General features: G+C 60.4%; 24 protein-coding genes. 10 read left to right on the top strand and 14 right to left on the bottom strand.

Going from position 1 to position 23704, the window contains the following annotated elements:
• Positions 1 to 69: 69 nt before the first annotated feature.
• Genes IMCC21224_RS00865 through IMCC21224_RS00850 form a run of 4 tightly spaced genes read right to left on the bottom strand, consistent with a single transcriptional unit; the run spans position 70 to position 3047 of the window.
• Entirely contained in the window at positions 70 to 1053 is a 984-nt protein-coding gene (locus IMCC21224_RS00865; RefSeq protein ID WP_047993729.1) for an OmpA family protein, read from the bottom strand.
• Positions 1025 to 1594, bottom strand: coding sequence for a peroxidase-related enzyme (locus IMCC21224_RS00860; RefSeq protein ID WP_047993728.1), 570 nt, complete (start codon positions 1592 to 1594; stop codon positions 1025 to 1027). The genes IMCC21224_RS00865 and IMCC21224_RS00860 overlap by 29 nt, the downstream gene beginning before the upstream one ends.
• A complete protein-coding gene (locus tag IMCC21224_RS00855) occupies positions 1591 to 2328 on the bottom strand; it encodes an N-acetyltransferase (protein ID WP_047993727.1) in 738 nt (245 codons plus the stop codon). The genes IMCC21224_RS00860 and IMCC21224_RS00855 overlap by 4 nt, the downstream gene beginning before the upstream one ends.
• Entirely contained in the window at positions 2325 to 3047 is a 723-nt protein-coding gene (locus IMCC21224_RS00850; RefSeq protein WP_047993726.1) for a molybdopterin-binding protein, read from the bottom strand. Before IMCC21224_RS00850 ends, IMCC21224_RS00855 begins: the two co-directional genes overlap by 4 nt.
• 46 nt (positions 3048 to 3093) lie before the next feature.
• Between IMCC21224_RS00850 and sfsA the strand changes: the two genes are divergently transcribed.
• The 4 genes from sfsA to map all read left to right on the top strand — a co-directional run bounded on the left by sfsA (position 3094) and on the right by map (position 6287).
• Positions 3094 to 3798 carry a DNA/RNA nuclease SfsA gene (gene sfsA / locus IMCC21224_RS00845; RefSeq protein ID WP_047993725.1) on the top strand — a complete coding sequence of 235 codons (705 nt, stop codon included), beginning with the start codon at positions 3094 to 3096 and terminating at the stop codon, positions 3796 to 3798.
• Between the two features lie 76 nt (positions 3799 to 3874).
• A complete protein-coding gene (locus tag IMCC21224_RS00840) occupies positions 3875 to 4897 on the top strand; it encodes a hypothetical protein (protein WP_047993724.1) in 1023 nt (340 codons plus the stop codon).
• Between the two features lie 4 nt (positions 4898 to 4901).
• The gene (locus IMCC21224_RS00835) at positions 4902 to 5273 is read left to right on the top strand and encodes a hypothetical protein (RefSeq protein WP_047993723.1); all 372 of its coding nucleotides are present in this window, start codon (positions 4902 to 4904) and stop codon (positions 5271 to 5273) included.
• Between the two features lie 204 nt (positions 5274 to 5477).
• Entirely contained in the window at positions 5478 to 6287 is an 810-nt protein-coding gene (map, locus tag IMCC21224_RS00830; RefSeq protein ID WP_369795978.1) for a type I methionyl aminopeptidase, read from the top strand.
• 24 nt (positions 6288 to 6311) lie between these two features.
• Here the strand turns inward: map and rsmD are convergent, their stop codons facing one another.
• Together rsmD and IMCC21224_RS00820 are read right to left on the bottom strand one after the other, a co-directional pair.
• Positions 6312 to 6869 carry a 16S rRNA (guanine(966)-N(2))-methyltransferase RsmD gene (gene rsmD, locus IMCC21224_RS00825; protein WP_047993721.1) on the bottom strand — a complete coding sequence of 186 codons (558 nt, stop codon included), beginning with the start codon at positions 6867 to 6869 and terminating at the stop codon, positions 6312 to 6314.
• Positions 6866 to 8074 (bottom strand): NAD(P)/FAD-dependent oxidoreductase, encoded by a 1209-nt coding sequence (locus IMCC21224_RS00820; RefSeq protein ID WP_047993720.1) that lies wholly within the window; start codon positions 8072 to 8074, stop codon positions 6866 to 6868. The genes rsmD and IMCC21224_RS00820 overlap by 4 nt, the downstream gene beginning before the upstream one ends.
• An 89-nt stretch (positions 8075 to 8163) precedes the next feature.
• Here IMCC21224_RS00820 and IMCC21224_RS00815 point away from each other — a divergent pair, with 89 nt between their 5' ends.
• Positions 8164 to 8652 carry a peroxiredoxin gene (locus tag IMCC21224_RS00815; protein ID WP_047993719.1) on the top strand — a complete coding sequence of 163 codons (489 nt, stop codon included), beginning with the start codon at positions 8164 to 8166 and terminating at the stop codon, positions 8650 to 8652.
• 18 nt (positions 8653 to 8670) lie between these two features.
• Here the strand turns inward: IMCC21224_RS00815 and IMCC21224_RS00810 are convergent, their stop codons facing one another.
• From IMCC21224_RS00810 to IMCC21224_RS00785, 6 genes are all read right to left on the bottom strand, one after another.
• Complete coding sequence (locus IMCC21224_RS00810; protein WP_047993718.1) at positions 8671 to 8961, bottom strand: 4a-hydroxytetrahydrobiopterin dehydratase; 291 nt, start codon at positions 8959 to 8961, stop codon at positions 8671 to 8673.
• Positions 8958 to 10181, bottom strand: coding sequence for a GNAT family N-acetyltransferase (locus IMCC21224_RS00805; protein ID WP_047993717.1), 1224 nt, complete (start codon positions 10179 to 10181; stop codon positions 8958 to 8960). Before IMCC21224_RS00805 ends, IMCC21224_RS00810 begins: the two co-directional genes overlap by 4 nt.
• Before the next feature lie 47 nt (positions 10182 to 10228).
• Complete coding sequence (locus tag IMCC21224_RS00800; protein WP_047993716.1) at positions 10229 to 10981, bottom strand: glycerophosphodiester phosphodiesterase family protein; 753 nt, start codon at positions 10979 to 10981, stop codon at positions 10229 to 10231.
• On the bottom strand, positions 10978 to 11442 hold the full coding sequence (locus tag IMCC21224_RS00795) for a RidA family protein (protein WP_047993715.1): 465 nt from the start codon (positions 11440 to 11442) through the stop codon (positions 10978 to 10980). Before IMCC21224_RS00795 ends, IMCC21224_RS00800 begins: the two co-directional genes overlap by 4 nt.
• A 100-nt stretch (positions 11443 to 11542) precedes the next feature.
• Entirely contained in the window at positions 11543 to 12850 is a 1308-nt protein-coding gene (locus tag IMCC21224_RS00790; RefSeq protein ID WP_047993714.1) for an HlyD family type I secretion periplasmic adaptor subunit, read from the bottom strand.
• Positions 12847 to 14580, bottom strand: coding sequence for a type I secretion system permease/ATPase (locus IMCC21224_RS00785; RefSeq protein WP_047993713.1), 1734 nt, complete (start codon positions 14578 to 14580; stop codon positions 12847 to 12849). Before IMCC21224_RS00785 ends, IMCC21224_RS00790 begins: the two co-directional genes overlap by 4 nt.
• A gap of 198 nt (positions 14581 to 14778) precedes the next feature.
• Between IMCC21224_RS00785 and IMCC21224_RS00780 the strand changes: the two genes are divergently transcribed.
• Positions 14779 to 15543, top strand: a complete 765-nt coding sequence (locus tag IMCC21224_RS00780) for a VacJ family lipoprotein (RefSeq protein WP_047993712.1) — start codon at positions 14779 to 14781, stop codon at positions 15541 to 15543.
• Positions 15544 to 16149, top strand: coding sequence for a phospholipid-binding protein MlaC (locus IMCC21224_RS00775; protein ID WP_047993711.1), 606 nt, complete (start codon positions 15544 to 15546; stop codon positions 16147 to 16149). It abuts the gene before it with no gap.
• A gap of 23 nt (positions 16150 to 16172) precedes the next feature.
• On the opposite strand, the gene IMCC21224_RS00770 is transcribed toward IMCC21224_RS00775, so the two are convergent.
• Complete coding sequence (locus tag IMCC21224_RS00770) at positions 16173 to 18386, bottom strand: transglycosylase domain-containing protein (protein WP_047993710.1); 2214 nt, start codon at positions 18384 to 18386, stop codon at positions 16173 to 16175.
• A 257-nt stretch (positions 18387 to 18643) separates the two neighbouring features.
• Here IMCC21224_RS00770 and IMCC21224_RS00765 point away from each other — a divergent pair, with 257 nt between their 5' ends.
• From IMCC21224_RS00765 to IMCC21224_RS00755, 3 genes are all read left to right on the top strand, one after another.
• Complete coding sequence (locus IMCC21224_RS00765) at positions 18644 to 18982, top strand: P-II family nitrogen regulator (RefSeq protein WP_047993709.1); 339 nt, start codon at positions 18644 to 18646, stop codon at positions 18980 to 18982.
• A gap of 32 nt (positions 18983 to 19014) precedes the next feature.
• Complete coding sequence (locus IMCC21224_RS00760) at positions 19015 to 20352, top strand: ammonium transporter (protein ID WP_047993708.1); 1338 nt, start codon at positions 19015 to 19017, stop codon at positions 20350 to 20352.
• Between the two features lie 477 nt (positions 20353 to 20829).
• Positions 20830 to 22053: a urate hydroxylase PuuD gene (locus IMCC21224_RS00755; RefSeq protein WP_047993707.1), complete on the top strand. Its 1224-nt coding sequence runs from the start codon at positions 20830 to 20832 to the stop codon at positions 22051 to 22053.
• 335 nt (positions 22054 to 22388) lie between these two features.
• Here IMCC21224_RS00755 and IMCC21224_RS00750 read toward each other — a convergent pair whose 3' ends face one another.
• On the bottom strand, positions 22389 to 23657 hold the full coding sequence (locus IMCC21224_RS00750; RefSeq protein WP_197089149.1) for a CaiB/BaiF CoA-transferase family protein: 1269 nt from the start codon (positions 23655 to 23657) through the stop codon (positions 22389 to 22391).
• Positions 23658 to 23704: the final 47 nt, after the last annotated feature.

Below are 23704 nucleotides of genomic sequence, written 5' to 3'. Positions count from 1 at the left end.
ATTTCCTCCTGCCCTCGTAAGGCCGCCTTGACGCCTCGGGTAACACCGGGGCGTTTTTTTGTGGGCGATTCAGGGGTCGGGTAACAACACCGCTTCAATCCGGCGGTTGGCCATACGGCCATCTTCGGTCGTGTTGGTGGTGATCGGAGAGAGATATCCCGCCCCCTGCGCCGAAAGCCGCGTGCGCGCGACACCGTGGCCGGTAAGATAGTCAACCGCCGCCTGAGCACGGCGGCGCGACAGGGCGATATTGCCCTCAAGCGATCCGGTGGCATCGGTGTGACCGACGATGACCAACCGTGCGTTCGGGCGTGCGGCAAGATATGCGGCCAGTGTATCCAGCGACTCAATATCATCAGCCCCCAGCCCAGCCTTTCCACTGTCAAAGCGCAGATCGGGGAGCACCACATGGCCCGCAGAGTCGAGCCGGTCGGCAAGTCCGCCAAGTTCGATAGGCAGCGGCGCGAGGGGCAGCGGCGCGAGGGGCAGCGGCGCGAGGGGCGGCGGTGCCTCGGGCGCGCTGGTGCTGAGCTTGGTGAATGCAGCACCGGCGCGGATGATCTGGACGTATCCGGCACTGGCACTGCGGCTGACAATCAGGCCAAGCGCGTCACCGCCATTCGTCTGCTGGACTGCCGCAAGAAACCGAAAATCGGCAAGGTCGACATACATATCGGGGCCTTGCAGCACCTCGGTGTCAAACCGGAAATCAAAGCCGCCACAGGTTTGTGACGGGCACTGATGCAGGATGGTATAGCCTGCGGCCTCGATCTGCTCGCGCAGGGGGGTCATCAATTGCAGGGTTGTGGCGCTCTGACCCGGAATGCGCCAGGCCTGCCGGGTGACGCGACCTTCAACCCGCCGCACCGGCAGGCCGGTTTCCAGCGTCCAGTTGCCGATCGGCAGCCGGTAGCTGCCGGGGTCGGTCGTGTCCTCGTGAGTCATCCGGGCACCTGAGGGCAGGCTCAGATCCAGCGCTGCTGCGGGGCCAGCGCCGCCGATCAGCAGCGCCGCCAGTGCCGCTTTAGCGCGCCTGCGAATGGTATTCGTCATTCGGGCGCATGTCGGTGGCGCTGGCCACTCGGTTGGTCATGTTGAAAAAGCCGGTGACATTGGCGATGTCCCAGATATCGCGGTCGGTGAATCCTGCGTCGCGCAGGGCGGCGCGGTCCGGCTCTTGCACCTCTGCGCTGGCTTTTGTGATCTTTTCGGCAAAGGTCAGCATGGCGCTGTGGCGCGGCGTCAACTCGGCTACGCGCCAGTTCATCACCAGCATTTCACCCAACTTTGGATCGCCTGACAGTTGGCGCACCGCAGCGCCGTGGGCGGTCAGGCAGTAAAAACATTTGTTGATCGACGACACGACAACGGCAATCATTTCGCGCTCAAGTTTGTTCAGGCCCGAATCCGCCAGCATCAAATCGTTGTACAGCGCGGCAAAGGCATTGAGTTTGTCGATATCAAAGGCATGGGCGTGCAGAACGTTCGGGACCATGCCCAGCTTGTCCTGGCAGATGTCGAAATATTTCTGTGTGGCGGGTGGCAGCGGGTCCACAGACGGCAGGTTGAGCGCGGTTGGCATGTCACGGGTCATGATGCGGTCCCTTTGTCTTTGCGGATGCGGTAGTGGTAGCCGCCCACCAGCGTCAGCCCAAGCGAAGCATAGAGCGCGTTGGCCCCGACATTCGCGGTGGTGCAGAGCACGGCCATATGCGTGGCCCCCTGACGTTCGGCCCAGATCGCAGCGCAGCGCATCATCCACTTGCCCAGACCCTTGCTACGATACGCCTGCGTGATTTCCAGCGCGTGGACCATCGCGATACCGTCGTGGATGGCGCAATACCCGGCGCCCGCCGGTTTGTCGCCGGTGCGGCCAAAAAGCCCGGTTTTGGGCCCCTGCGCGCGCTGCATGACCCCGATCCGCGCCGGGCCGATGCCACCTGCGGCCCAGATCTCGCGCATGATGGCCAGCGGTTCCCAAATCGCAAAGGCGGTGACGCGGGGGATCGGCAGGTCGGTTAGTTGTGCGATGGGGCAGATCAGGGCATGTACCGGGTCAATCACCACATAACCTGCATCAGCCAGCGCCTGATCCAGCGCATCCTCACCAGCGCGCAGCATGAACAGTGGGTCCTGCCCCATGGCCCGCATCGCGTCGGCCGCGGCGGGGATATCGTCGGGGGTCCAGCCGGGTCGCGCAGTCGCCGCTGACACGCGTTTTCCGCCGCCAGCGCCGTTGCGCAAGGTAAAGACCGGGGTCTCTTGCTGTGTGGCGGCGGGCCATGTTGCCTCGGTCACGGCATAGAGCTGAGACAGGTCTGGTGTCATGCAGGAAACAGATCAGAAAGTTTGGCGATGGCGGCGTGAACTTGCGCGGGATCGGTGCCCCGGATCACCACATTGGCGCCGTAAACGCCGTTTTCCTGAAACGGGTAAGATCCCATTTGCAGATCGGAATATTCCTGCGCCAGTGCGCCGAGCGGGCCAGCGATATCACCTTCGCCGCGCTGGATGCGCAGGGTTTGTGACAGCAGTGGCGCGCCGCCGGTGAGTGTCGGCAGCACAGATGCAACCATGGCCTGAAACACGGACGGCACCCCGGCCATGACATGCACATTCTCCAGCGTAAAGCCGGGCGCAACCGACACTGGATTGTCGATCAGCGTTGCGCCGTCGGGGATGCGGGCCATGCGTTGGCGGGCCTCATTGAACTCTTTGCCGCTGCGGTCGTAATGCGCCTGAAGCAGCGCCCGCGCGTCATCGCGCACCGTGATGCCGACGCCAAATGCGGCCGCGATGCAGTCGGCGGTGATGTCGTCATGGGTCGGCCCGATCCCCCCCGAGGTCACAACGGAATCATAGCGCGCGCGCAGGTCGTTGAGAGCGGTGACAATCGCGTCCGCGTCGTCCGAGATCACGCGTACTTCACGAAGGTTGATGCCGATATGGGTCAGCTCGCCCGCCAGATGATACATGTTGGCATCGCGGGTGCGCCCCGACAGGATCTCGTCTCCGATGACCAGCATGGCGGCGGTGGGATTGGGCATCGCGGGCTCCTTGCGTAGCGGATATGCTCAGGTATAGGCGCTGGTCATGCGCTTTCAAACCCCTCTTGTGCCCGCCCGTCTGATCCGCCGCTACAAACGGTTTCTCGCCGATGTGCAGCTCGAGGATGGGAGCGAAGTTGTTGCCCATTGCGCCAATCCCGGCTCGATGCTGGGTCTGGCCGAACCGGGAATGCGGATCTGGCTAGAGCCGAACGATGATCCAAAGAAAAAGCTTGGATACGGCTGGCGTCTTATCGAACTTGAAGGGGCGTTTGTTGGGGTGGACACCAGCCTGCCAAACCGCCTGCTGCGCGGCGCGCTTGAGGTCGGGGCGGTGCCAGGGCTGAATGCGTATCCGCAAGTGCTGCGTGAACAGAAATATGGCCAGAAAAGCCGTGTCGATTTCCTGTTGCGGGGCGAGGGACTGCCCGATGCCTATGTCGAGGTGAAATCCGTCACCTTGTCACGGCAGACCGGACTGGCCGAGTTTCCCGATTCAGTGACCACCCGCGGGGCGCGGCATCTCGATGATCTGGCTAAAATGGTCCAGCAGGGGCATCGCGCGGTGATGCTTTATTTGGTGCAGCGCACTGATTGTACTTCGGTAACATTGGCCGCTGATCTCGACCCGGCCTATGCTGCGAGCTTTGCGGCGGCGCGGGCGACCGGGATCGAGGTGCTGTGCCACGGCTGCGACATCACGCCCGAGGCGGTGATACTTGGCGCGCCGTTGCCGTTCCACATGGGCTAGGCGCGGCTGGACGCATCTGCGTACGGTTGCTAGGCTTGGCCCATTGCCTTTGACAGCCGGTGCAAAGGAGGTCCGCATGCGGTGGTATCTTGCAACAATTCTGACGATGCTGGGCCTGTCGCCCGCCCACGCCACCCAATCCTGTGGCGGAGAGGCGGGATGGGCCAGCCGCGAGATCGCAGGTTCGGTCACGATGGACGAGGCATTCTTCCACGAGGCAGGCGCGCAGACATTTTCGTTGGTCCCGACTGACTATGGCTGGCAAATTCAGATGCTGGACCGCGACGGGGCAGAGTTGCCAGTGTTTGCAGCACCGTTACGACCGGTCGAGATAAATCCGCTGAACATCGCGGGCTGGCACTTCCGCAATCGCGACAACACCGGCCCGAACAACGGGGACGTGAACGCGCCGCAGCATCAGCGGCGGTTTGTCTTTGGTGCCATGGCGCGCGATCTTTTGGCAAACCCCACGCCTCGCGGCGCATCGGAAGGCGTCGGAGGATTGGGCGAACTGATCCTCGGCAACATGACTCTGACGTCGCCAGAGCCGGGGCAGCGCGCCGCAATGACGGCGCTGGATTTTACCGCCTGTCTGGTGTGGCAGGGCGGGGGCGACCGGCTGGACCCAATCATGAGTGCCGACACAGAAGTGGCCTTTGATGCTGTTGTGGCGACGATGCTCGGGTGTGGGTTCGATGATGTCGCCTTTCGATTATCGGATCGAATGGCCAAGGGGCGTGAGGGTGGGCAGGCACCCTATCTGGAACCCGATATGGACGGTGATGGCATCCCCGACCTCGTGATACCGGCGACCCGCAGGACGGATCAGGCGCCGGGGCTGGCGATCTGCCTGCTGGGGGACGAAACCCTGGTTCTTGCCGGATATGATGGCCGCATCGGGATGCATCTGGACCCGTCGTATTTTGGGCGCGCCGATTTCTGGGGTATACATCGCGGTGAGGTGTACGCGTCCGCGGCGCAAGACGGGCCGCCCACACTGGGCGGGGACGCGCTTTTGCTGGGCAAAGACGACTCGTCTAGCGTCCTAGTCTACCTGGACGCAGCGCGAAACGTTTCAAGCTATTGGCAAGGGGACTGAAACGATGCGCAACAGCACAGTGATGGGTTTGCTACTGACGGCCTGGGCGGCGGCTTTTGTTGCGTCGCTCCTATTCTCGTGGGACGTTGAGGGCCCGCGCAATATTGATACCGGGTTAAAGCGGCTCGACGTGCTGTTCAAATGGCAGTTGATCGCGATTTGCATCGCGCTGGCGGCGGCGGTTTCTGGTTTTGTGCTGCAAGGGGGCGGCAAATGGCAACGCTTCGTCGGGTTGCTGCCGATCGGGCTGACCTGCCTTATTATCGGCGGGACGGTGGGAATTGCCCTGCTGCAACGTGATCCGCTGCCAGAGGTCCGGCATCCCGCCAAACCTACGGCGCCTGCGGTGGATGCCGTTCCGCTGGACAGCAATTAGTCCAGCCCCCTGCTCAGGGTAACGACACGACCGATAGGGGAGATTTGCGGCGTAGACGCTTTACACTACGGCAATTGATGGTTTATTGGGCCCGTGCAGTTGCAGCAAATTGGCGGCGGTGCCAAAGATGCGGCACCGCCGCCTCTGGCAAAGGGCGGTAAAACGCACTAAGTATCAAGTAATAAGACGATGGAGTCCGTAGATTTGGACGAAGACACCCGAGGCCGTCTCACCCGGGACGGTATACGCATTTACGAAGCCAGTGACTTTGCCGGTATGCATGTGGCCGGAGCATTGGCCGCGCGCATCCTTGATGAGGTTGCGCCGCTGGTTTTTGTTGGTCAGACGACACACGAAATTGACGCATTTATCACCCGCGCCGTCAAAGAGGCGGGGGCCACTTCGGCCACGATCGGCTACAAGGGCTATCAACACGCCAGCTGCATCAGCGTAAACCATGTGGTGTGCCACGGCATTCCGGGTGACAAAAAGCTCAAAGATGGCGATATCCTTAATATCGACGTGACGGTGATTGTGGATGGCTGGTTCGGCGATACCAGCCGGATGTATGTGGCGGGTAAGCTGCCGCGCAAAGCCGAGCGGCTGATACAAGTCACCCATGACAGCCTGATGGAAGGTATTGCGGCCGTGAAACCCGGCAATACCTTTGGCGACATCGGCTATGCTATCCAATCCTATGTCGAGGCGAACCGCATGTCCGTCGTGCGTGATTTCTGTGGTCATGGTCTGGGGCGGGTATTCCACGCGCCGCCCAACGTGCTGCATTACGGTCGCCGCGGAACCGGTCCCCTGCTCGAAGAGGGCATGTTTTTCACCATCGAACCGATGGTAAATTTAGGTCGCCCGGAAACCAAGGTACTGGCAGATGACTGGACCGCCGTGACCCGCGACAAATCGTTGTCGGCTCAGTTCGAACATTCGGTGGGTGTAACGGCGGATGGGGTCGAAGTCTTTACCCTCTCGCCCGGTAACTTATTTCACCCAACGTATTGATATTCGGCCTTTCGGTCCGCCATCTCAGGTCGCGCGCAGAAACGTCACATGCGTGTCGCCATAGCGCCGTGTATCAAGCGGCGCAAAGCCCGGTGGCACGAATTGTGGCGCGTTCTCTTCCCACACGATCAGCGCATCGGGCGCAATCCAACCCGCATCACCAGCGGCGGTAAGGGCGCGCAATCCCAGATCCTTGCCATAGGGCGGGTCAAGAAAGATCAGATTGCAAGGGGTCTCGGCCACCGGCAACCGGCTGGCGTCAGTGGACAGAACACGGGTCTGCGCGCCGGTGCCGGTCAGGCGAATGTTCTCGCGCAGCAGGCTCTGGGCCTTGCGCCCGTCGTCGACAAAGGTGACATGCACCGATCCGCGCGACAGTGCCTCGAGCCCCAATGCGCCGGTGCCGGCAAACAGATCCAGAACACGGGTGCCGTCGAACGGATCGCCAAAGCGCCCACCGGCCAGCACATTGAACAGGCTTTCGCGGACGCGGTCGGTGGTCGGACGCAGATGCGCCGCCGGATCACCCTTACCAACCGAGGCAAGGGTTCGACCGCGCAACTGTCCCGCAATGATCCTCATGGTTTCAGCAGTGCCTTGAGTTCGGTTGCCGGGTCCGCGATCAGTGCCGGATCAGCGCTGCGCCCGGCCTCGATCAGGCGTTTGCCGACCATATAGGCGCGGGGGTCGTTCATTGCATCCAGCGCCAGCAGTCGGTCGCCGTGATAGTACCAGAACGATACAGTTCCTTCGTCGCCCGGACGGGTCACGATGCGGTCATACCCGGTCGACAGGCCGGCGATCTGTAGTTTGACGTCGAACTGATCCGACCAGAACCATGGCTTGGCCGCGTATTCGCGTCCCGTGCCAAGGATGTTGTCGGCGACACACTCGGCCTGGTCGATGGCGTTGCCGACGCTTTCGAGCCGCAGTTGCACCCCGCCATGCGGAAAAGAGGCACAGTCCCCGGCAGCCCAGATCGCAGGGTTCGACGTGCGTCCCTGGGCATCGGTGCGGATGCCGTTGTCCAGCGCAATGCCCGCTGCCTCAGCCAGTTCTGTGGCGGGAGTGATGCCAACACCGGTGATGACAAAATCCGCTTCGATGACCTCACCGGTGCTGAGTTCCGCTCCCGACACCGCCCCGTCGCCCAGCAGCCGCGTCAGGCCCACGCCCTCGCGGATCGTGACGCCGTGCGCGGTGTGCAGCGCACGGAAATAGTCCGAGGTTTCGGGCGCTGCGACCCGCTGCAGAATGCGGTCGGCCATTTCGATCAGCGTCACACTCAGGCCCAGTTTGGCCGCGACCGCTGCCGCCTCTAATCCGATATAGCCGCCGCCGACGATCAGCAACCGCGCGCCCGTGACAAAGCACGGCGCCATGGCATCCACATCGGCCAGGGTGCGCACAGCAAAGACACCGTCGAGGGTGCCACCGATGCTTGCAGGCAGGCGACGCGGGTGTGACCCGGTGGTCAGCACGAGATGGTCGTAGGGCAGCGCCCCATCTGCCAGAGTCACCGTTTTCGCAACCGCGTCTATGGCTTGCACCGATGCCCCGGTGCGCAGATTGATCCCGTTGTCGGGATAGAAACTGGCGGGACGCAGATACAACCGATCCTCGGCCATGTCCCCCAGCAGATAGGCCTTGGACAATGGCGGGCGCTGGTACGGTGGCACAGGTTCGGCACCGATCAGCGTGACGGATCCGTCGAACCCTTTGTTGCGCAGACGCGCGACACAGGCAGAACCGGCCTGTCCTGCGCCGATCACTACGACATTGCTCATATGCTTCGCCTCCGCATCTCGACATTCGCCTTTTCGTGCCGCACCCTATATGCGCCAAGACGGGAAACGCAATTCAAGGAGCGATACAAATGGCGATTTCAACAGGGGACAAACTGCCCGACGCAACGCTGGTGTGTCTGGGCGACGGTGGACCCGAACAGGTTGCGCTGGCCGATACGATCAAAGGCCGCAAAGTGGTGATCTTCGCTGTGCCGGGCGCGTTCACCCCGACCTGTCATTCGGCGCATGTACCGAGCTTTGTCCGCACCAAGGGCGACTTTGACGCCAAAGGCGTCGATGAGATCATCTGCGTCTCGGTCAACGACCCCTTTGTGATGAAAGCCTGGGGCGAGGCGACCGGCGCGACGGCGGCAGGCATCACCATGCTGGCCGACGCGGATAGCAGCTTTACCAAGGCGATCGGGATGGATTTTGACGCGCCGCCAGCCGGGCTGATCGCGCGATCCAAACGCTATGCGATGCTGGTTGAGGATGGCGTTGTCACACAATTCCTGCCGGAAGAAAGCCCCGGCACCTGCGAAGTTTCCGCAGGGGAATCACTGCTGGCCAAACTCTGAGGCTTAGCCGACCTAAGATCACAGGGTGTCGAGTTTGCGCGCAAGCTTGGCATCCAGTGAGCTCAGACCGTCAACATCATGCGTGGCCAGCGTGACCTCGACAGTCTTATAAACGTTTGACCATTCCGGGTGATGATCCCATTTTTCGGCCCAGAATGCGGCGCGGGTCATCCAGCTGAAGGCTTCGATGAAATTGCCAAAGACAAAAGTCTTGCAGATCGCATCGCGCCCGTCGACCATGGCCCAACCGGTTTCAAAGAGCGGTTCAAGCATCGTTTTGCGGGCCGTGTCGGACAGCAGTTCGATCATTGATGTTCCTCCATCTGTGACTTTCTGAACGGGCCATAGGCTGTCAGAACCTCGATATCCTCATTCACCGCAGCGCGTTCTGCCTGAAGATAGCGCGCTACGGCCTGACCAAAGCCCGCGTCGGCGATCCAGTGCAGCGAATGCACCGGTGTCGGTAAATAGCCGCGTGCCAGCTTGTGTTCGCCCTGCGCGCCGGCCTCGACCCGGCTCAGTCTCCGACTGATGGCAAAGTCGATGGCCTGATAGTAACACAGTTCGAAATGCAAGCAGGGGTGATCCTCGATACAGCCCCAGTAGCGGCCAAACAATGTGTCGCGCCCGATAAAGTTCAACGCCCCGGCGATATAGTCCCCGTCGCGCCGCGCCAGCACCAGCAAAATATCGTCGCGCAGCACGTCTTGTGCCAAATCAAAGAACCGCCGTGTAAGGTAGGGGGTGCCCCATTTGCGTGCGCCCGTATCCTGATAGAACATCCAGAAGGCGTCCCAATGTTCCGGCTGGATCTGATCGCCGGTCAGCACCTCGATTGTGCCGCCAAACTCCTGCGCCTTGGCGCGTTCCTTGCGGATCGTCTTGCGTTTGCGCGAACTAAGAGCCGCAAGGAAGCCGTCGAAATCCGCGTAGCCTTCGTTGACCCAGTGGAATTGTTGCGTCGTGCGGCGCAACAGGCCCATTTCTTCGCCGGCAATGGCCTCGGCCTCGGTGCAAAATGTGGCGTGCAGCGATGACAATTCGTTGTCGGCGGCAATTTGTACAGCGCCCTGCACCAGCGCGGACATACCCGCGACCTCGAACCCCGGTCGGGTGAGGAACCGTCGCCCGGTGGCGGGGGTGAAGGGCACGGCGATTTGCAGTTTCGGGTAATAGTGCCGACCAGCGTTTTCCAGCGCCTGCGCCCAGTTGTGGTCAAAGATGTATTCACCCTGACTGTGCCCCTTGCCATAGAGCGGGGCGACGGCAATCGTTTCACCGTCGACCGCAGCCGTCAGGTAATGCGGGGTCCAGCCTGTGCGATCACCAACCGAGCCTGATTTTTCCAGCGCCGACAGAAATCTGTGCGTGGTAAAGGGATCAATCGCACGCCCGCCATCGGCGGCTTCGGGACAGGCGCAAGCATCCCAAATTTCAGGCGCGATCTGGTCAAGAGATGCCAGAACAGAAACTTCGATAGTTCGAGCCGCAGTCTGATCCGCCGTTTTCGCCGGGTGGTGTTCGGTCATTCTGCGTCCCCTTTATGCGAGCATATGTGGGCCATTCTGTCCGGGGATCAAGCGGCGTAGCCCTCAAACGTGATGTTGTCGGCATGGACCCGCGCGGCGATTTCGTCGGCACCTGAGCGAATGGTCCAGCACAGGATCACGGCGCCGCCGGTCTTGAGTTCGGCCACACGTGGCGCGGCGAGGTCTACGGCGTGATGACTGATAAAACACGCTTTGGTGCGATCATAATCGGGAATGGCGCGCAGTGTACTACGGGTCGCCTCGGGCAGATCGGGCCAGTCTTTGGCGCTGTAGGCGCAGGTGGTCAGCCCACGCGGGATGTGTGGGGCCAGTTGCGCCATGAGCGCGACGCTGTGCGGATTAAACGACATCACCGCGACGGGGCCTTTGTAGTTCGCCAGCGCGGCGGTGGTCGCCTGTTCCAACGGACCAAGGTCGGTGCCAAGGCGACCGTCCTGATCCTTGATTTCGATCAGCAGGGGAACGCGGCCTGCCACAAGGTCCAGCACCTGCGTCAGCGTCGCGATTGTGTCGGTCCCGCCCCGAAGCGCAATTTGTTGCAAGGCAGCTGAGTCGTGCTGACGCACCGCGCCCGATGCTTCGGTCAGGCGGGTCAGATGTTCGTCGTGAAACACCATCGCCTGCCCGTCGCTGGACAGTTGCACGTCAATCTCGACCCCATAGCCGGCTTCGATCGCGCGACGAATGGCGGTCAGAGAATTCTCTGGCGCACCGGGGCCATGTAACGCCCGGTGTGCCAGAGGTCGGTCCAGAAATGCGGCAGGCAGGGCGGGAGTCATGCGATTTCAAAGATGCCTTCGATCTCGACCGCGACGCCAAACGGCAAAGACGCGGCAGAAACTGCCGAGCGCGAATGCCGCCCGGTATCGCCGAGCAGTTCAACAAAGAAATCCGACGCGCCGTTGATCACCTTGGGCTGGTCGGTAAAATCCTGAGTGGAGTTCACAAAGCCGGTCAGCTTTACCACGCGCGTGAGCCGGGTGAGATCACCCCCACAGGCGGCACGGACCTGCGCCAGCAGGCTAAGAGCGCAGCATTTTGCTGCACCGGCGGCGTCTTCGACTGAAATGCCGTCGCCCAGTTTCCCTTTGATCAGGCCATCGGGGCCGCTGGACACCTGACCCGAAACATAGAGCGTGCTGCCGGTCAGCACATAGGGCACATAATTGGCGGCAGGGGCCGGAGCGTCAGGCAGAGTGATGCCCAGTTCGGTCAGGCGGGCGTCGATGGCATTGGTCATGGTGGGGCCTTTCAGACATGAGGATTCTTGGCACAGGCTAGTGGGTTTGCGCCGTGAACGGAATTGAAATACGCCGTCAGGTCAGTGCCCGGGCCTTGGCTCAGCCTTCGCGGAAGGCCTTGGAAAAGTAGTCCATGAAGGGCTTGATCAGATAGGCCAGCGGAGTGCGGTCGGCAGTTCTGATAAACGCCTCGACCGGCATGCCGGGGATCAGGGCCGATCCTTCGGGGAGGCGATTTATTTCACCGTCTTTCAACACGATCTCGGCCCGGTAGTAACTGACTTGGGACGTTTCGTCCTGAAACGCATCAGCCGAAATTTGCGTTACGGTGCCAAACAATTCCGGGGTAAGCCGTTGATCCAATGCAGGAAATTTTACCGCAACATCCTGATCCTGAAACAGCTGGTCGATATGGATTGGCAGCACCTGCGCTGCGATCACCAGCGGACGGTCCTGCGGCACCAGATACATAACCGGGTCGGCCGCACGGATGACTGAACGCGGCGCGAACACCCGCAAGCCATAGACCACACCTGAAACCGGGGCAGTAATCGCCATACGGTCGAGCCGTTCAATCAACGCGCGCCGCTGTTCGGCCAGCTCGCGTTCGCGGGATTGCAGATCGCGCAGAGTGGTGATCGCCTCTTCGCGGCGCTGGGTGTCCAGTTGCAGGATCTGAATGTCGATTTCGGTGCTGCGCCCCTCGGCCTGGGCCTTTTGCGCCGTGAGGTCACCAACGGTGCCGGACAGCCGCGCATCCTCGCGTTGCAGACCAAGCACACGACTGGCCTGGGCCAGCCCCTTGTCCAGTAGGGATTGCTGATCCGTCAGTTCCTGGCTGATCAGATCAAGCTGGCGCAAAAGTGCGGTCTGCTGCGCGTCGATCCCGGTGATCTGGTTGCCGATCTGGTCGCGTCGTTTCGACAATTGATCAATTTGCGAAGCGATGGAATTGCGGCGGGCGTCGAACAAATTGCGTTGGCCTTCGACCAGTTCGGCCACTTCGGTGTCCGTCGCGGCCCTCTCCAGGACGTCTGGATCAAACGCGAGTGTGTCGGAGCCATCGCGTTCCGCCTGAAGCCGCGCGCGCCGGGCGACGAGTTCAAAATACTGACCTTCGATGATGGTCAGTTCGGATTTTACCAGATTGGGATCAAGTCGGATGAGTGGCTGGCCGACAGTCACTGTGTCGCCCTCGTCCACCAAAATTTCGGCGACGACACCACCGTCGGGATGTTGGACGATCTGGCGGTTTTGGTCAACTTCGATCTGACCGGATGCGATGATCGCGCCCGAGATGTTGGTCGTCGCGGCCCATGTGCCGAACCCGCCGACCAGCAAAAGCAATGCCAGAATGCCGATCGTCATCGGTGTGCGCAGGGGGAAATCCTTGACCGGATTGCTCATCGCATGCCTCCGGGGCCAGCGGCCTTGCTGATCTGCTGGTGGTTCTGGACCATCTTTTGCAGCACCTCATCCTTGGGGCCAAAGGCGGTGCGGCTGCCGCCGTCAAGCATCAGCAGCATATCGCATTCCTTGATCGCGGCGGGGCGGTGGGCCATGATCAGCACCGACTTGCCCTCTTCCTTCATTGTGCGGATCGCCTGATTGACCGCCTCGGACCCTTCGTTGTCGAGGTTCGAGTTCGGTTCGTCCAGCACCAGAATCACCGGATCGCCATACATCGCGCGGGCCAGCCCGATGCGCTGCATCTGTCCGCCCGAAAGACGCCCGCCGGCCGCAGATACGCGGGTGTCATAACCATCGGGTAATTTGAGGATCATGTCATGCGCCGCAGCCTTTTGCGCCGCCGCGACCACTTTGGCACTGTCGGGGGCGGTTGACAGGCGTGCGATGTTTTCGGCGATGGTGCCGTCGAAAAGTGTCACGCGCTGAGGCAAATACCCCATGTAGCGCCCCAGTACATCCGGCCCGTATTGGTCGAGTGTTGCGCCATCGAGCCGGATCTTGCCGCCCGCCGGTCGCCAGACGCCGGTGAGCGCCCGCGCCAGCGTGGATTTGCCGGCGCCTGACGGGCCGATCACACCCAGCGCCTGACCGGGCATCAGTGTAAACGACACCAGCCGCAGCGCGGCCTGCTGTTCGCCCGGTGGCACAATGGTCAGTTGCTGCACGTCCAGTTTTGCCTGCGGATGGGGCAGTTCGGTACGCGGCGCCTCTTCGGGGACTTCACCCAACAGTTGCGCCAGGTTATCCCAGCCCTTGCGGGCGCGTTGCACTGCGGCCCACTGGCCGATGGCCAGTTCGATCGGTGCCAGCGCACGGCCCATCAGGATCGACCCGGCAATCATCGCACCCGGCGTCAACTGGTTTTGCAGCACCAGATAGGCCCCCAGTCCCAGCATCGCCGATTGCAGCAGCAGCCGAAAGGTGCGTGTCATGGTCGAGAAGGTGCCAAGCAGGTCAGCCGACGCGATCTGCCCTTTGAGCGAGGCGTCGCGCGCTTTTTGCCACCGACGGAAGGCGTCGCCGCGCATACCCATGGCTGTCACCATCTCGGATTCGCCGCGGATCTGCTCGGATATCTTTTCGGACTGGAAGGTGGCGACGTTGGATTTCAGCGTCGGATCGCGGGTCACCAGCTGGTTGATCAGCGTGATCGAGATCAGCAACACACCACCCGCCATCGCCAGATAGCCCAGCCAGGGGTGAAACAGTGAAATGCCGATCAGAAAAACCGGCGTCCACGGAATATCAAAAATCGCCATCAGAACCGGAGAGGCCATCAGCCGTTGCACCGATTCCAGATCGCGCAGTCCGGTGGCCGACAATTCGTCCGGCTGGACGGACGCGCGGCGCACCACGGCATCAAACACCCGCAGATCAAGCCGCGACTGAAATCGCGCCGCTACCCGCCCCATGACCCGGCCGCGAACATAATCCAGCAGGCCCATCATGCCATAAAGGAACACCAACAAGACTGTCAGCGCGATCAGCGTTGCCTCTGACCGCGAGCCAAGGACGCGGTCATAGACCTGAAGCATGTACAGCGGTCCGGTCAGCATCAACAAATTGACGAAAAGGCTGAAAATACCGACGAACCAGTAATAGAGGCGGCTTTCTCGGCGGGCGGCACGAAGCTCGTCCAGGCCTTTGGATTTTGCGCGATCATTCATCGGCGGAATAATGCCTTTTGTTCTGAGTGGCGCTGTCGAAGGATCGCCGGTTCCGGTACTTGGTAATACATGTCACCCTGAGGCTACAATTCGGTTGTTATTGTTGCGCGGACGCTTGGCCTTGCCGATTGAGGGCATAGGTAGCATGGCACCGAACCATGCACAAATTCTTCACGCGGTTTTTGGGGTTAGTCTGGAATGAAAATTTTGAGGTCCGTTGCTGGCATTCTGGCGCTGACATTGCTTACGGCCTGTGCGGGGACGACGCCGGCAGCCACGGGGGGGCCGGACGGCATCAACGATCCCTATGAGGCACAGAACCGCAAGGTGCACGCGTTTAACAAGCGCCTGGATTCAGGCGGTTCGGGTGGGGGTGTGACTGGGGTCTATGCAACGGCAGTGCCCGAATTGGTCCGCGACGGCATCTCGAATTTTGCCGAGACGGTCAGCCTGCCGGGGTCGGCTGCGAACCATCTGATGCAGGGGGATTTTCTGGGTTTTGGCGGCAATCTTGTGCGCTTTACGATCAACGCGACCGTGGGAATTTTGGGTCTGGCCGATGTGGCGACGGGGCTCAATCTGGGCGAGGACGAGACTGATTTTGGCGAAACGCTCTATGTCTGGGGGGCGCCCGAGGGGGTCTATCTGGAACTGCCGGTCTTTGGTGCTTCGACCGAACGCGACGCCGTGGGGCGGGTGATTGATGTTTTCATCAATCCGCTAAGCTATGTATTTACTCCGCGCCAGCGCGGCGTTGCCTTTGTCGCGGCGGTGGCGGAGCGGGTCGACAAGCGTGCCCGGCTGGGAAATTCGGTTGATACAGTCCTTTATGGATCTGTCGACAGCTATGCGCAGACGCGGATCATCTATTTGCAAAACCGGCGATTTGAGCTGGGAGATACGACAACAGCCCCTGTAGGTCCCGACGCGGATCCGCTGGCGTTGGATACGGAGGGTTTCTGAATGCGATTTATTGAGACAAGGCGCGGTTTTCTGATCGGAGCGGCAACAACCGGGGCGGGACTGATGCTGCCCAGCGGTGCCTGGGCATTGAGCGAAGGTCAGGCCAGGACGCTGGTCGAGAAAGTAGTGGCAGAGATTTACCGCGTGATCGAATCGGGCAAACCGGAACGCGCGCTGGTATCCGAATTCCAGCGTATCTTTCAGGCGTATTCCGACACGTCCTATGTGGCGGCTTATGCTATGGGAAATGACGCGCGGCGCGCCACCTCTGCGCAAAAAGCCGCATTCTCCACGGCATTCAACGCCTATCTCGCGCGCAAATACGGCAAGCAGTTCCGCGATTTCGTCGGTGGCCGGGTCGAGGTTCAAGAGGCCAGGTCTGTCAAGAACTATGTCGAGGTGCGCGCAACCGCCTATCTGCGGGCCGAGGCTCCATTCGATATGACGTTCCATGTCTCGGACCGGACCGGCAGTCCGCGGTTCTTCAACATGTATGTCGAAGGCATCAATATGTTGTTGACCGAACGCACCGAGGTCGGGTCGATGATTGACCGCAGGCGCGGAGATCTTGATGCGATGATACAGGATCTCAAGTCAGCGGGATGATCCTGCGCGGTCGGGGCGGCGCCTTAGTTCCCGCCGCCCAGTAAATCGCGGATCAGCCCGTCCAGGAAGTTCGTCACCGGGTCTTTTTGTTGCCGGGGTTGTTCGGGTTGAACCGACTGCGGTTGCTGCTGGGGTTGCGGCGCGGGCTGTGGAGCCGGGGCCTGCGGGATGATCATCGGCAGGGGCCGGGCGGGAAGGCCTTCGTGGACGCGCACCATGACTTCATGCCAGATTTCGGCCGGTAGACCCCCGCCGGTGACGCCGGTCAGCGGCGTGTTGTCATCATACCCCATCCAGACGCCAGCCACATAATCCGCCGTGAAGCCCACAAACCAGGCATCGCGAGCGGCTTGGGTGGTGCCGGTCTTGCCCGCGGCCTCGCGGCCATCCAGTCGGGCACGTCGGCCTGTGCCTTCTGAAATGACCTTTTCCATCATGTAAATCAGCTCTTTCGCGGCCGTTTCGCGAATCACCCGCTCACCTATGCCGCCGCCTTGTCCGATCATCGGATCGGGGTCACCTTTGATGCGCAGCTCGGTCAGGCCATAGGGTCGCACGGATGAGCCGCCATTCAGGATACCCGCATAAGCACCGGTCATCTCAAGCAGCGTTGATTCCGACGCACCCAGCGCCAGCGCCGGCGTGTCCGACAGATCCGAGGCCAGTCCAAAATCATCCGCGACACGGCGCACCAGATCGCGCCCGACGGATTCGGAAATCTTGACCGCCGGAATGTTCAGCGAATTTTCCAGCGCCGCGGTTAAGGTGACGCGGCCCTTGAAGGTGTTGGTATAGTTCTTGGGGCACCATTGCCCCGAACCGGGAATATTCAGACAATAGGGTTCGTCCACCACCGTATCGAACGGGCCATATCCTAGTTCCAGCGCGGTGGCGTAGACAAACGGTTTGAACGCCGATCCGGTCTGTCGCTTGGCCTGGGTGGCGCGGTTGAACACGCCGGACACGCCGGTCTTGCGCCCGCCGACCATGGCACGGACGGCACCGTCGGCGGACATCACCACAATTGCGGCCTGCGCCTTGGAGCCTTCGCGGACCTTTTCGGAAAAGATCGCCTTCATTGCATTCTCGGCCGCGGTCTGAAGGCGGGGATCCAGCGTCGTGCGGATTTCGACATCCTGGCGTGATTCGACCGACGCAAATTCGGGAATCGTGTCCATGACCCAATCGGCGAAATAGCCGCCGGCACGCGCCTCAGCGGCATCGGACAACGCTGCGGGATGGGCGCGGGCGTCATCGGCCTCGGCTTTGGTCAGGTAGCCTTGGTTGGCCATCAGACTTAGCACAACAGACGCGCGGTCACGCGACCGTTCGATGTTGCTGGTTGGGGCAAGCGTGCTGGGCGCGGTCAGCAACCCGGCAAGCATCGCCGCCTCGGCTGCGTTCACGGCGGACGCCGGTTTGCCAAAATAGCGTTGTGCGGCAGCTTCGGCACCGTAGGCACCGCCGCCAAGATAGGCGCGGTTCAGGTAAATCGAAAGGATATCATCCTTTGTGTACTTGATTTCCATCGCGAGGGCGTAAATCGCCTCTTTCGCCTTGCGCGCCAACGAACTGCGCCGACATTCGGCGACATAGGCCTTTTCATTTTCCCACTTGGTCGAATCGAAATCAACGCCAAGGCAGATCAGTTTTGCAGTCTGTTGGGTGATGGTCGAGCCGCCGTGCCCTTGCAACGGGCCGCGCCCTTCGCGCAGGTTGATGCTGACCGCACTCGCGATACCGATGGGATCAATGCCGGGATGCAGACGAAAGCGCCGATCTTCGGTCGCGATAACCGCGTTGCTCAGATAGGGCGACACGCTTTCGGCTGTGACAACGCCGCCAAACTGATCGCCACGCCAGGCAAAGACGCGGCTGTCGCGATCCAGCAATGTGACCGATCCCTGTGCGCGCCCGTCCAGCAGGGCCTGCAACGGAGGCAATGTCGTGTAGGTGTACGCAACGACACTGCCGAGCACGAGCAGACACACAGCGGTCAGCCGCCATGTAATCCGCCACAGGATGCGCAGAGGCCACAGGATGATGCCGAGTATAAAGGCGACAAACCGGTTGCGTGGACGGCGCGGGGCAGTCTTGCGCCGCGATTTGGCGGGCGCACGTTTGGTCACGCCGGATTTGGCGACGGGTTTCTTCGTGCCAGTGGATTTGGATCCGCCAGATTTGGGATAGCGGCGGTCGGCCACAAGGCGGCCTTTGCCGCGACCTGAATCACTCATGTTATACTGCCCGGCTTTGTGCTCTTTTTTGATAGGGTACCCGGATTTTTCGCGGAAGTGGACTGTTTCCGCCAGCGTTTGAGGGTTTTTATTTCGCCCTAAAATTAGCCATATCTATAAATCTGTGCAAAATTTGTGCAACTTTGTACATCCGTTGGTCGCAAAAATGGCGGTCTACCCTTTCAAACCCTCCGCCTAACCGCTCTTGCTGCACAGGCCAATGCAGGCCCCGACCTGCCAAACCGAAAGGGACCAAGGTGAAACTCATCATTGCGACGATCAAGCCGTTCAAGCTGGAGGAGGTCCGCGAGGCGCTGACTGCCATCGGCGTACGCGGCATGATGGTGACAGAAATCAAGGGCTTCGGCTCGCAATCGGGCCACACTGAGATTTATCGCGGCGCCGAATATGCCGTGAATTTTGTGCCGAAAATCAAACTCGAAATCGTTGTGTCCGGCGCGATGGCGGATCAGGTCGTTGAGACGATCACGACAACCGCACAGACCGGCAAAATCGGCGACGGCAAGATTTTCGTGCTCGACGTGCTTCAGGCTGTGCGTGTGCGCACCGGTGAGACAAACGCGGACGCCCTCTGACGGCTGCCGGAACGAACAAAAGGGACAAAAAAATGAAACTTTTCAAGACGCTCGCTCCGGTTGCCGCGCTGATTGCGCTGCCCAGCCTGGGTCTGGCGCAGGACGCTGGTCCGGTACCGGGAGTGAATGCCTCGACCGATTCGGTCTTTATCTTAAACTCGCTGCTTTTCCTTATGGGTGGCTTCTTGGTGTTCTGGATGGCTGCGGGCTTTTCGATGCTCGAAGCGGGCCTTGTGCGCTCCAAGAACGTGACCATGCAGTTGATGAAGAACGTCGCACTCTTCTCGTTTGCGGCAATCTTTTATTACCTGGTCGGCTATAACCTGATGTACCCGCTGGGCACCTGGTCGACCGAAGGCATCCTGTCGGGCGTTTGGGGCCCTGCCGTGATGGAGGTTGTGGGCGTCGCCGCCGATGGCGCAGACGACTACACCTACGCCGCGACCGCATCGGACTTTTTCTTTCAGCTGATGTTCTGCGCCACCACCGCGTCGATCGTTTCGGGCACCTTGGCTGAGCGTATCAAACTATGGCCCTTCATGGCCTTTATCGTTGTGCTGACCGCAATCATCTATCCGCTCCAGGCCTCCTGGAAGTGGGGCGGCGGTTTCCTGGACGAAGCAGGTTTCCTCGATTTCGCCGGTTCGACCGTTGTTCACTCGGTCGGTGGCTGGGCCGCTCTGGCTGGCGCCATTCTGCTTGGACCGCGCCTTGGTAAATACAAAGATGGTCGCGTGACACCGTTCCCGGGTTCCAACCTGGCGCTCGCTACTCTTGGCACGTTCATTCTGTGGCTCGGTTGGTTCGGTTTCAACGGCGCATCGCAGCTTGCCATGGGCACCGTGGGTGACGTTGCCGACATCAGCCGTATCTTTGCTAACACCAACGCAGCTGCTGCTGGTGGTGCTGTCGCCGCGATGATCCTGACTCAGCTTCTGTACAAAAAGCCGGACCTGACCATGGTCCTGAACGGCGCGCTGGCTGGCCTCGTGTCGATCACCGCTGAGCCGCTGACCCCGACCTTGGGTGCAGCCACTCTGATTGGTGGGTTTGGCGGTCTGCTGGTGGTCTTCGCCGTACCGTTCCTTGACAAGATCAAGATCGACGATGTTGTCGGTGCGATCCCGGTCCACCTGATCTGCGGCATCTGGGGCACCATCGCCGTTGTTCTGACCAACTCTGACGCCTCGCTGGGCACCCAGCTTTACGGCATCGTGGTTGTGGGTGTGTTTACCTTCGTCGTTTCCTTCGTGCTGTGGTTCATCCTCAAGATGACAATGGGCATCCGGGTTTCGGAAGAGGACGAGATCAACGGTCTCGACATGGCAGAGCTGGGCATGGAAGCCTACCCTGAGTTTTCCAAGGGCTGATCCTCCTTCCTTCAGACCTTGAACCACTGCCCGGGCGTTCGCGCCCGGGCTTTTTGCGTCATGCAGGCAGAATACTGTCGGCTGTGGCCACGCCAGCGCGTCAGATTCGCGCCGCGCAGCACGGCAGTTGGAAATCATGAAGTCCGAGAGCAACTGCACCTTGGGATCAGGGAACCGACGCGACGGCTAAGGCAGGCCAGCTGAGTCGGATAGTGCGGCGTTGCCGTGGTCGCCGGGATCAGCGCACCTTGCCCGGTTAAGATGCGCGGGGTGGTAATCTGGCGGACGGGGCAGTGCTGATCCCGCGCTGCGGCTGATATGCTGCCCAATTCATAGACACGCAGGAATATGGGGTGGTTGTTTACCTGGGCCATTCAGCCTTTCGGGCGCAGTTTGAAACTGCACCGTGAATTGAAGGATTAACAAACAACTGTTTGGCCGTATAGCGTTGTGGGGGATCAGGAACAGGAGATGACGATGTACGATCTTGCGGCGATGGGGGCCTGGGCGGAATTTGCGGTGCGCTGGCTACATGTGATCACGGCAATCGCCTGGATCGGGTCATCTTTTTACTTCATCGCGCTGGATCTGGGTCTGCACCGGGATCGAAACCTGCCCTCGGGGGCGGATGGCGAGGAATGGCAGGTTCATGGCGGCGGCTTTTATCACATCCAGAAATATCTGGTGGCACCCGACCATATGCCCGGCGGCCTGATATGGCACAAATGGCAGAGCTATTCGACCTGGCTGTCGGGTTTTGCACTTTTGTTTCTGGTCTATTATCTGGGGGCAGAGTTTTATCTGATCGACCCGGCGGTGATGGATCTGGCGCCGTGGCAGGCAATCCTGATCTCGTTCGCATCTCTGGCGTTCGGCTGGGCGGCCTACGATTGGATCTGCAAATCGAAATTCGGCGACGATAACACCCGGCTGATGGTGTTGCTCTATGTGATCCTTGTAGCGATGGCGTATTTCTACACTTCGGTTTTCAGCGGCCGGGCGGCGCTGCTGCATCTGGGCGCATTTACCGCGACGATCATGAGCGCGAATGTCTTTATGATCATCATCCCGAATCAAAAGATCGTCGTGGATGACCTGATGGCGGGCCGGGAGCCGGATGCAAAATACGGCAAGATTGCCAAGCAGCGCAGCACCCACAACAACTACCTCACCCTGCCGGTGATTTTTCTGATGCTCAGCAACCATTATCCGCTGGCTTTTGCGTCGCAATACAACTGGTTGATTGCCAGCCTGGTGTTCCTGATGGGCGTGACGATCCGGCACTACTTTAACTCGGTGCATTCGCGCCAGGGTGAACCCAACTGGACCTGGGCGGCGACGGCGATCCTGTTTCTGATCATCATGTGGCTTAGCACCGCGCCGATGTTTCGCGCCGAGGATCCCGAGGTCGCGCAGGGTGGCGCGCTGCGGTTTGCGCAGGCCGAAGGTTTTGATGAGGTGCATGACATCGTGATGGGCCGTTGTTCGATGTGCCACGCGGCAGAGCCGGCCTGGGATGGGTTGCTCTGGCCACCAAAGGGAGTCCGGCTTGAGACCGGGGCGCAGATCGCCCATCACGCCAAGGTAATCTACCTACAGGCCGGGCTAAGCCATGCGATGCCGCCTGCCAACCTTAGCTATATGTCGGAAGAAGAGCGGGCAAAAATTCGCAAATGGTACGCATCCGCCGTCGGTGGCTGACCGTTTTCAAGTTTTGTACTGTAGATCGCCCTATGCCTGATCCAACAGAAAGCCTGCCCCTGACGGGGTGAATTGATATCGACCTATGACTTTTCTCGTCTCTGGCGGGTGCTTTGGGACGGTTGCAATCCGTCGTGCGCGCGGTGTTCGACGCTTGGGCAAAGATCCCGAGCGGTCATGCCATAGGTGCGCCATTAGCCATTGCCCGGCGGGTTGAACCCAAACGATTCAGTAAACGACCAAGCCCAAACCGGCAGAGCTTCACACGAACGCCGGACCGGCGGTGGGCAGATCGAAGTTGTTGCGTCTTGGATCACTTGCCACCTGAAACGGTGTTATCCGCGCGCCTTGGGCAGGGACCAGAGCGCTTGTTCTGTGTCAGCGGGGATTGCTGCGCGTGAGTCGAGGATATCGGATACCTCTGCCGTATCAAATCCGAGCGACGCGAGGATTTCATCGGTGTTTTCGCCCAACAGTGGCGGCGCAGTCGTCAATTCGTCGCTGCGCACCAGGATCGGGATTGGCAGGTCAGGCGCCTGAAATTCATACTCTTTGAACTCAAACTCGGAATACTTGCCCGGTGCCTGCGCCTGGGCCGCGCTCAGCACGCGGTCGGCAGAAAGTACTTCGGTAAAGCCGACGCCATGTTTAGAGAGGAGCGCAGCAAGCACGTCATATTCGTATTGCGCGACGGCATTGCGAACAATTGCTTCAACGCGGGAGCGCTCGCGGCGGCGTTCGCGCAGGGTTGTCAGGTCGTCAATCTGCTCGATCTGTAGTGCTGCGCAGAACTTGCGCCAGTGATCGTCGGTGAGCATGACCAGATAGACCCAGCGCCCGTCGCTACCCTCGTACGATCCATAGCCGGGAATACTGAATTCGGCCGACGGTTCGGTTTCGGGACGGCCAAGGAGTTGCGATTTGAGCTGAACACCGAGCAGATCGCGCGCCGCGATGTGAAGGCCGGTTTCATACAGGCCAAGTTCGATGTTGCGCTTGGTTTCGTCCTTGGACAGCAGTGCTGCGAGAACAGAGATGACAGCATAGCAGCCAGCGAACTGGTCGTGATAGGACGGGCCAAGCCGCGAAGGGCGTCCATCGATGCGATTGGAAAACATGATGCCGGTGGCTGCCTCGGCAATCGGGTTCGATGCGACTTCTTGTGAAAGCGGACCATCTCCATAGCCTTTGATGGCGCAAAAAATAATATTTGGATTCAGGGCATTACAATCGTCGAACGTCACGCCAAGCTTCTTGGACGCACTGGGCGACAGATTGTGAATGACGACATCGGCGTCCTCTACAAGCTTGCGAAATACCTTTTTCCCCTGAGGTTTCTGTAAATCGAGGCAGAGGCTTTTCTTGCCGCGGTTAAAGGCGAGAAAGCTTCCGCTTGGACCGCCGCGCACCAGTTTTCTGGTTGTCTCGCCAACCGGAGGTTCGACTTTGATGACGGTTGCGCCCAATTGTTGGAGAATATGTGTCGCGAATGGAGCCGCTATCATGCTCCCCAATTCGACCACTGTCTTTCCTGCCAATACGCCTTGGTTCATGGTCGCCTCCGTCTGAATTTCTGTTGCGTTCGCCCTTTGGCGGTGCAGCATGTACCTGACAGGGAGTAGAGGTTTTGACAACCATAAAATGCATTATA

Source organism: Puniceibacterium sp. IMCC21224, from assembly GCF_001038505.1.
GTDB lineage: Bacteria > Pseudomonadota > Alphaproteobacteria > Rhodobacterales > Rhodobacteraceae > Puniceibacterium.
This window is presented reverse-complemented; position numbering and strand designations above follow the sequence as displayed.